This is a genomic window from Inquilinus limosus (assembly GCF_002195995.1).
Lineage (GTDB): Bacteria > Pseudomonadota > Alphaproteobacteria > DSM-16000 > Inquilinaceae > Inquilinus > Inquilinus limosus_C.
Genome location: NZ_NHON01000160.1, coordinates 1 through 9,398, shown reverse-complemented (window position 1 = coordinate 9,398; position 9,398 = coordinate 1). Strand labels below are relative to the sequence as shown.

Sequence of the window (9,398 nt, the reverse complement as noted above, 5' to 3'; positions counted from 1 at the left end):
ATCACCACCCCACTCTCAGGCCCTTCTTCCTCAAACTCCTCGCCAACGGCAAAAAACCCCTCGTCGCCATCGTCGCCGTCATGCGCAAGCTCCTCATCATCGCCAACGCCAAACTCAGACCTCAACCCCAACTGAGTTGATGACGGCGAGGGGCAGGCGATCTGAAAAGGTCCCGCAAGCGGGAGAGGCCACGCAAAAGGCGGGAGACTTCTCTACCCCCGCGCCGCGGCCCCCAGCCTGGCCATCGCCGGCGCCTCGTGCCGCAGGGCCTCACGCTCCTCGGCGATGACGGCGACGGCGCGGTCGATCTGGTCCGGCGTGTGCTCGGCGGTGATGAAGCAGCGCAGCCGGGCCGATTTCTCCGGCACCGCCGGATGCACGATCGGCGAGACGTTGATGCCGCGCTCCAGCAGCCGGTTCGACAGCAGCACCGCCTGCAGCGAATCCCCGAGGATGATCGGCACGATGGCATGGCCCTGGGCCAGGCCGGTGTCCAGCCCGGCGGCGCCGGCGCGTTCAAGGAAGCGGCGGGAATTGGCCTGCAGCCGCGCCACCCTGCCGTCGGCATCCGCCATCACCAGCTCCAGCGCCGTCAGCGCCGCCATCGTCGCCGGCGCCGGCATGCCGACGCTGTAGACGAAGCCCGAGGCCATCAGCTTCAGGTACTCCACCAGCGCCGCCGGGCCGGCGATGTAGCCGCCGCAGGAGGACAGAGTCTTCGACATCGTCCCCATCCAGATGTCGACCTGGCGCGGGTCGACACCGGCGGCCTCGGCGATGCCGCGCCCGGTCGGGCCGAGCACGCCCAGCCCATGCGCCTCGTCCACCATCAGCCAGGCGCCGAAGCGCTGCTTCAGCGCCACCAGCCGGGGCAGGTCGATGGTGTCGCCATCCATCGAATACAGGCTCTCGACCACGATCAGCACGCGCTGCCAGCGGTCGCGCTCGGCCGCCAGGATCGCCTCCAGCGTCTCCAGGTCGTTGTGGGGGAAGGACCGCCGCTGCGCGCCGGACAGCTGGGCGCCGGTGATCACGCTGTTGTGGATCAGCGCGTCGTGCAGGATCAGGTCGGCCGGGCCGGTGATCTGGCCGATGGCGGCGACATTGGTGGCGTGGCCGCTGACGAAGACGACCGCATCCTCGACGCCGTGGAACTCCGCCAGCCGCCGCTCCAGCGCCGCGTGGAACGGCCGCTCCCCGGCCACCAGCCGGCTGGCCGAGACCGAGGTGCCGAATTCGTCGATCGCCGCCTTTGCCGCCGCGGCCACGGCCGGGTGGCCGTTCAGGCCGAGATAGTCGTAGGAGGCGAAGTTGATCACCTCCTGCCCGGCGATGCGCGACACCGCCCCGGCGCGTTGCTCATGGGTGCGGAAGAACGGGCTGGGGATGCCCAGCAGGTCGGCCGCGGCGCGCTGCATCCGCAGCGTCTCGTAGCCCGGCAGGGTCTCGAAGGCGGTGTCGCGGGCCCCCTGGGCGCGCGGCTCGGCCGCCGGCGCCGCGACCGCCGCCGGGGCCTTGCCGCGCACATCGGCGATCAGCGACCGCAGCGCGGCGTCGGACAGGCGGCCTTTACTCCTTGGCCATCCAGGGGCCAATGCGAGCGGCCCCTGGATGGCCACGGCGCTGCGCGCCTCGCCATGACGGCAAGGGGAACCGAGAGGCGATCGGCCATCATCCCAGCACCCGGCGGGTGGTCTTGGCCCGGTCGCGGACGGCCTCGCGCACCAGCACGGCGGTGTCCTCCTCCAGATCGGTCTCCAGATGCCTGGCCAGCAGCTGCGCCGCCTCGGCCGGCGGTGGCGCCGTCTCCGGTTCGGCGGCCGCACTGCCGCCGCGCAGCCGGGCGACGATGCGGCCGCTCAGCTCGTTCAGCGTCAGCCCGGCGCCGATCGACAGGAAGGGCAGGTCGATGCCGTAGCGGCCCTGCATCGCCGCGTCCAGCTCCAGCCCCATCAGCGAATCCATGCCCAGCTCGGCGAAGGGCCGGTCGCCGTCGATATCGGCCGGCGGCATGCGCAGGATCCGCCCGATCTCGGCCAGCATGGTCTGGGTCACGATCGCCTGAGCCTCGGCGTCGGTCCGGCCGGCGATCATCGCCGCCAGGTCGACCTCCGCCTCCGCCGCCTCGGCCCGGCGGCCATCGGCCATCCCGGCCAGGCGCGGCGTGGCCAGGATCGGCAGCTCGCGCGTCGCCGCCTGCCAGTCGATCCGGGCGCAGGCCACCGCCGCGTCCTGCGGCGTCGCCGCCGGCCGGGCCAGCAGCCGGCCCAGCTGCGCCAGCGCCTCGGCCGCCTTCAGCGACGACCGGCCGATCCGGCGCTTCAGCGCGTCGCCGCGGGCCTCGTCGCGGGCCAGCACCCCGGCATCGGCAATGGCGCCCCAGGACACGGCCAGGGCCGGCAGGCCCTGCGCCAGCCGGGTCCGCGCCAGCGCCTCGAGATAGGCGTTGGCGGCGACGTAGTTGGCCTGGCCGGGATTGCCGATCAGCGTGGTGGCGGAGGAGAACAGCACGAAATAGTCCGGCGCCCGGGTGCGGCTGACCAGGTCGAGATGGATGGCGCCTTTGATCTTCGGCGCCAGCACCCGCTCGATCCGCGCCGCGTCGAGGTCGCGCAGCAGCCCGTCATCCAGCACCATCGCGGCATGGATGATGCCGCGCAGCGGGCCGTGCCGGCGCTCCAGCGCCGCCAGCAGCTTCTCGCAGGCGGCGCGGTCGGTGACGTCCAGCCGCTCCGCCGCCAGGGTGACGCCCCGCTGCGCCAGCCGCTCGGCCCCGGCCTTCTCGGCCGGGCCCAGCGTGCCGCGGCGGGAGGCGACGACGATGGTCTTCGCCCCGTGCTCGGCCAGCCACAGCGCGGTGGCGAAGCCGAAGCCGCCGGTGCCGCCGGTGACCAGGTGGAAGCCGGTGCCCTGCGCCTCGAACCGGGCCTCGGCCGCCGGCGCCGCCGGGATCTCGCGCGGCGGCGTGACCACGATCTTGCCGATATGGCCGGCGCCCTGCATCAGCCGGAACGCATCCTCGGCCTGGTCGGCCGGGAACACCCGGTGCGGCAGGGGGGTGAGGCGGCGCTGCGCGAACAGCCGGTCCAGCTCGCGCAGCAGGCGCTTCGTCAATCCCGGCTGGGCGTTCAGCAGCTGGTCGGCATCGACCCCGAAATAGGAGACGTTGCGGGCGAAGGCGCGCAGCCCCACCGCGGTGTCGGCGACGAAGTCGCGCTTGCCCAGCTCGACGAAGCGGCCGAAGGGCTTCAGCGCCCGCAGGCTGCGGCGCATGGCGTCGCCGGACAGCGAGTTCAGCACCACGTCGACGCCGCCCAGCTTCCAGCGGATCTCGTCGGCGAAGGCCAGGGAGCGGGAATCCAGCACCAGGTCGGCGCCCAGCAGCTGCGCCAGGGCCCGCTTGTCCTCGTTGCCGGCGGTGGCCACCACGGTGGCGCCGCGCAGCTTGGCGATCTGCAGCGCCGCCAGGCCGACACCGCCGGCGGCGCCGTGGATCAGTACGGTCTCGCCGCGGCCCAGCCGGGCCTGGTGCACCAGCGCGTACCAGGCGGTGATGAAGGCCACGGGCATGGTCGCCGCGGCGGCCAGGTCGATGCCGTCGGGCACCGGCATCGCCACCTGGGCCGGCACCGTGACATGGGTGGCGAAGGCAGCCGGGGCGAAGCCCATCACCCGGTCGCCTTCCTTCAGCCCGGTCACGCTTTCGCCGACGCGGCGGATCGTGCCGGCGCATTCGAAGCCCAGCGTCGGGCCGGCGAAGCCGTCCTCCAGATAGTCGTCCGGCAGCAGGCCCAGCGAGAACATGACGTCGCGGAAGTTCAGCCCGCTGGCCGCGACCTCGATCTCGACCTCGTCGGGGCCGGGGGCCCGGCGTTCGGCCGCGACCCAGCCGATGCGGCCCAGGCTGCCCGGGGCGGACAGGGCCAGACGGGCGGCGCGGTCCTCGGCCGGGATCTCCCGCGGCGCCGGCCGCGCCGGCTCGACCCGGCCGACGAAGACGCCGTCGCGGTCGATCTCGAACTCGGTCTCCACGGCGCCCGATCCGATCAACGCAGCCAGGGCCGTCGCCGCGGCCTCGTCGGGCAGCGCCGGGGCCAGGGTGGCGAAGCGCAGGGCGATGCCGGAATATTCGTTGGCCAGGGTGCGGGCGGCGGCGGCCAGCGCCTCGGCCAGGCCGCGGCCACCATCGGCCTTGCCGTTGACCTTGCCGCAGCGGGCGACCAGCCACAGCGTGGCCTTGCCGGCCGCCAGGGCCTCGGCCTCCGCCCGCAGCGCCAGGATGGCGCCGGTCAGGAAGGCCACCGGGTCGCGCGCCGTGTCCAGCATCAGCGGCAGCAGGACGGTCTCATCCTCCGCCGCGGCGGCGTCCCGGTCGATGCGGACCTGATGGCCCTGCCGGCGCAGCCGTTCGGCCAGGTCGGACAGCAGCTCGGAATCGGCGGCCGGCGGCCGGATCAGGATCGACCGGGCCGGAACCGTCGGCGCTTCAACCGCCGGCCGGTCCCAGACCGCCAGCTGCGCGGGCGCGGCCCGGGTGACGGCGCGGCTCCGGGCCAGCGGATGGAAGCCGGCCTGGGCCAGCGCCGCGGCCAGCCCGTCCGGCGCCGTCCCGTCCAGCAGCAGGGCGGTGACAGTGTCGGGGATGGCGTCGAAGGCGGCGACCGGCGCGCCGGGCCGCAGCAGCGCGGCGATCTGCCGGGCCAGCGCCGCCGGGTCTCCGCCCGTCGCGGCACCGGCCGACAGGGCGAGGTCGAAGCTGCCCGGCGCGGCCGTGGCTTGGTCGTCCAGGATGCGCAGCCCGGGCAGGCGCGGGGTGCGCGCGGCCAGCCCGGCCAGGGCTTTCGGCTCCGGCCCGGTCACCGCGACGGTCAGGGCGCGGTCGCGGATCAGCGGCAGCAGCGCCGGCACCAGCTCGCCCTCGGGGTCGACCAGCAGCAGGGCCAGCGGCATCGCGCGGCCGGCGGCCAGCGTTCCGACCAGCTCCGCCGCCAGCGGCAGCAGCGGCGAGGCGGCACGGGCCTGGGCCTCGACACCCTTGGAGAAGCGCAGCGTCTCCCCGCTGCGCAGCGCCGCGATCAGGTCGCGCGTCAGCCGGGCGGCCATCACCGTCTCGGCGCCGCGCTCCGGATGGTCGGCCAGGATCGAGCGCAGGATCGCCTGGGGCGAGGGCAGGCGGGCGGCGGCCAGGTGCCAGGTGCCGTTCCGCTCGGTCGCCAGCTCGAACTCGGCCAGGACCGTCAGCAGCGCCTCGAAGCGCGGCACGGAGGCCGGGGCCAGGCGGCCGACGCGGCACAGCCGGTCGACGGTGAAGCGAGGCGATCCCGCCACCGCCCGCACCGCACGATGGGCCATCGACCGGGCCCAGGCGGTCAGCAGCAGCCAGTCGTCGCCGGCCTCCTGCCGGTCCAGCAGGCCGGCGGCGGCCTGCTCCAGCGCCGCCGTGGTGATGCCGGCGGCGGCGTCGGTCCAGGGCTGCCGCACCGCGCGGTACAGCAGCTCGTCCCCGCCCGAAAGGCGCAGCGCGCTGCGCTGGAACCGGGCGCCGCGCAGCTCGGCCACGACCATGCCCTCCGCATCCTCCAGCGCGATGTCGACCAGGATCGAGCGCGCCGTGGCCCGCCGCAGCTCCAGCCGCGCCCGGACGGGCGGGGCGGAGCGATAGACCCGCAGCGCGGCAAAGCGCACCGGCAGGAAGGCGCCGCCCTCGCCGCCGCCGAGCCGCCCGTACAGGGCGAACAGCCCGTGGAAGGCGGCGTCCAGCGCGGTCGGGTGCAGCGTGTGGGGCTCGGTGTAGAGGCCGTTGTCGGCGGCCTCGGGCGACAGATCGACCACGATCCGCCGCTCATCGTCGCCGGCGATGGCGGCGGCGCGGCGGAAGGCGGGGCCGTAGTCCAGCCCGGCCGCGGCGGCGGCGGCATAGATCGCGGCGGGGTCGACCGGGCGCAGGGTGTCGTCGGCGCCGGCGGCCTCGCGCAGGGGCGCCGCGGCCACCGGGCTGGGGCCGACGCGGCCGCGGGCGTGCAGCGTCCACTCCTCCCCGGCCATGCGCTGGCGGCTCAGGATCTCCAGCGTGCCGGTGGCCGGCGCCAGCCGCAGCCAGGTCTCGCGCGTCGTACCCTCGGCGATCACCAGGGCCTGCAGGATGTCGAGATCCTCGACCTCGACCGCCTCGACGCCGGACCATTGCCGGCCGGCGGCGGCCGCCATCTCCAGCAGCGCGGCGCCGGGCACCACCACCTCGCCCGCCACCTTGTGGTCGGCCAGGTAGGGCAGCAGCTCGGGGTCGAGCAGGCCGTGCCATTCCGGCGAGCCCTCGCTGTGGCGGGCGCCCAGCAGCGGATGCGCCGGCTTGGCCAGCGACAGGTCGATCCGCTCCGGCGTCGGGGCCTGGCGCAGGTCGCGGCGCTGCCAGGGATAGTGCGGCAGGGCCAGGCGCCGGCCGGCGGGCCGGTCGCCGAACAGCGGCCGGCGGTCGACCGCGCCGCCGCGCAGCAGCACCTGCAGCACCGTGCGCTCGACCGGGTCGTCCTCGCCCGTCTTGGCGTCGCCCCCCTTGTTGTCCAGGGTCGGCAGGATCGCCGCCTCGCGCTCCGCCGCCTTGGCGATGTCGCGCAGATGGCCGGTCAGCACCGGGCGCGGGCCGATCTCGACGAAGATGCCGGCGCCCAGCTCCAGCGCCGTCCGCGCCGCCGCGGCGAAATCGACCGGCTGGCGGATGTTGCGCCACCAGTAGCCGGCATCCAGATCCGCGCCCGGCAGCACCGCGCCGGTGACGGCGGAGATGAAGGGGATATGTCCCTCGGCCGCGACGCTGTCCGCCAGCGCCGCTCTTAGCGGCGCTTCAATCGGCGCGGCCAGCGGCGAATGGAACGGGTAGTCGACGCCGACGCGCTGCGCCGCCACGCGCCGCTGCTTCGCCAGCTTCAGCAGCGCCTCGATCTGCCCGCCGGGGCCGGAGACGGTGACGCAGGCCGGGCTGTTGACCGCGGCCACCACGACGCCGTCCAGCCCGGCCTCGGCCAGCGCCGCCTCGGCCTCGTCCCGGCCCAGCATCAGCACCGCCATGGTGCCCAGGCCGCGCAACTGCTCCTGGCAGCGGCTGCGCCAATGGATGATCCGCAGCGCCTGGTCCGGCGACACCGCGCCGGCGGCCAGCGCCGCCGCCACCTCGCCGACGCTGTGGCCGATCACCATGGCGGGCCGCAGCCCCTCGGTCGCCAGCGCCCGGGTCAGCGCCACCTGCACCGCGAACAGCAGCGGCTGCGCGGTCGAGGTGGCGGGCAGGCGCTGCTCCAGCGCCGGGTCCTGCAGCGCCTCGGCCAGCGACCAGCCGGCCAGGGCGGCATAGCCGGCATCGACCTCGTCGAACGCGTCGCGGAACGGCCGGCTGGCGCGGTAGGCGCGCAAGCCCATGCCTGCGAATTGCGAACCGTTGCCGGAGAAGGCGAAGCACACCGCCCCGGCCTCCGCCTCGCCGCGGGCCGACAGCACAGGTGATGCGCGATCCCCCTCGGCGAAGCGGCGCAGCCGCTCCGGCGCGTCGCCGTCCAGCGGCAGGGCGAGGCGGTGCGCCAGCAACTCGCGGTCATGCGCGGCGTGACGGGCGATCCGGGCCGGCTCGGCCTCCGGCTGCTCCAGCGCCTCGGCATAGCGCCCGGCCAGGCTGCGCAGCGCCTCCTCGCCATGGGCCGACAGCAGCAGCGCCCGGGCCGGCGCCTCGGCCGCGGGCTCCGGCATCTCGTCGGGCCGCGGCGCCCGCAGCACGGTGTGGGCGTTGGTGCCGCCGAAGCCGAAGGAGGAGACGCCGGCGGTCAGCGGCCCCGGCGGTAGAGTCACAGGCCCTCGCGCGGGCACCAGGTTCAGCGCGTCGAACGGGATGTCCGGGTTGATCGCGTCGAGATGCAGTGTCGCCGGCAGCAGCCGGTGCTCGATCGCCAGGATCGCCTTGACCAGCCCGGCCACGCCCGAGGCCGGCTCGAGATGGCCGATATTGGACTTGACCGAGCCGACCGGCAGCGGCGCGTCGCGCTTCTGGCCCAGGGCCCGGCCGATCGCCTCGGCCTCGGCCGGGTCGCCGACCCGCGTGCCGGTGCCGTGCGCCTCGACGAAGGCCAGGTCGTTCGGGTCGATCCCGGCCTCGCCATAGACCCGCTCCAGCAGGCGGAACTGGGCCTCGGCGGAGGGCAGGGACAGGCCGACGGTGCGGCCGTCGGAATTCACCCCGGTCGGGCCGACCATCACCCGCGGCGCCCGGCCGGCGGCGCGGGCGGCGTCCAGCCGGCTCAGCACCAGCACGGCGCCGCCCTCGGCCCGGACATAGCCGTCGGCCGCGGCGGCGAAGGGCCGGCACAGCCCGGTCGGCGACAGCATGCCGGCGCGGGAGAAGCCGTAGAAGGCCTGCGGCGCGCCCAGGATGTTGACCCCGGCGACCACCGCCGTGTCGATCTCGCCTTGCGCCAGCGCCCGCACCGCCGCGTCGAGCGCGACCAGCGAGGAGGAGCAGGCGGTGTCGATGGTCAGGCTCGGCCCGCGCAGGTCGTAGATGTAGGAGATGCGGTTGGCGATGATCGACGCGGTGTTGCCGGTCATGAAATGGGTGTCGATGCCGCTGGCATCGCCCACGATCCTCGTATAGGCGTCGACCGAGGAGGCGCCGACGAACACGCCGACCGGCTGGCCGGCGAGGGTGGCGGGCGGCAGGCCCGCATCCTCCAGCGCCTCCCACACCAGCTCCAGCAGCAGCCGCTGCTGCGGGTCCATCTGCTCGGCCTCGCGCGGGGCGATGCGGAAGGCGCCGGCGTCGAAGCCGTAGGGTTCCGCGATCAGCCCGGCGGACAGGGTGTAGCTGCGGCCCGCCTCGCCCTTTCGCGGATGGTAGAACCGCTCGACCGCCCAGCGGTCGCTGCCGATGGTGGAGACGCTGCAGCGCTCCTGCAGCAGCAGCGACCAGAAATCGTCGAGGCCGGCCGCGCCGGGCAGCCGGCAGGCCATGCCGATCACCGCGACGGGCTGGTCCTGAAGTCTCGAAGAGCCTGCTGGCATGTCGGTCTTCTTTCAGCGATTCGGCATGGGCGGGCGGGCAACGGACCGCAGCGGCACCCTACTGTACCGCAGGAATCGAGGGGCGAAACCAGCAATCGATGGCGGACTCCATGACACCATAGATTTTAAATCTATGATCGCTTCCGGGTAGCCCCCGCCGGGCGGATGTCATCCGAACAGCAGCGCGTCGGCCTTCTCCAGCCGGACGACGTCGTCCTCGCCGAGATAGGGCCCGGTGCGGACCTCGATGAGCTCGAGGTCGATCTTGCCGGGGTTCTCGAGCTTGTGGTCGGTGCCGATGGGGAGGTAGACGGCCTCGTTCTCGCGCAGGATGCGGGACTGGCCCTCCATGGTGG

At 74.5% G+C, this 9,398-nt stretch carries 2 protein-coding genes and 1 pseudogene; all 3 read right to left on the bottom strand.

Features of this window, described 5'->3' with window-relative positions; genetic code table 11:
- Positions 1 to 212 precede the first annotated feature (212 nt).
- Complete coding sequence (locus BWR60_RS34725; protein ID WP_218823826.1) at positions 213 to 1,619, bottom strand: aminotransferase class I/II-fold pyridoxal phosphate-dependent enzyme; 1,407 nt, start codon at positions 1,617 to 1,619, stop codon at positions 213 to 215.
- Positions 1,620 to 1,671: 52 nt separating this feature from the next.
- Complete coding sequence (locus BWR60_RS34720; protein ID WP_088157700.1) at positions 1,672 to 9,042, bottom strand: type I polyketide synthase; 7,371 nt, start codon at positions 9,040 to 9,042, stop codon at positions 1,672 to 1,674.
- A gap of 168 nt (positions 9,043 to 9,210) precedes the next feature.
- Positions 9,211 to 9,398, bottom strand: a pseudogene (locus tag BWR60_RS34715) (hypothetical protein); the annotation flags it as partial.

What these genes read in the sequence shown, in the direction of transcription:
- BWR60_RS34720 (WP_088157700.1), bottom strand. Translation starts at nt 9,042, where the DNA reads ATGCCAGCAGGCTCTTCGAGACTTCAGGACCAGCCCGTCGCGGTGATC.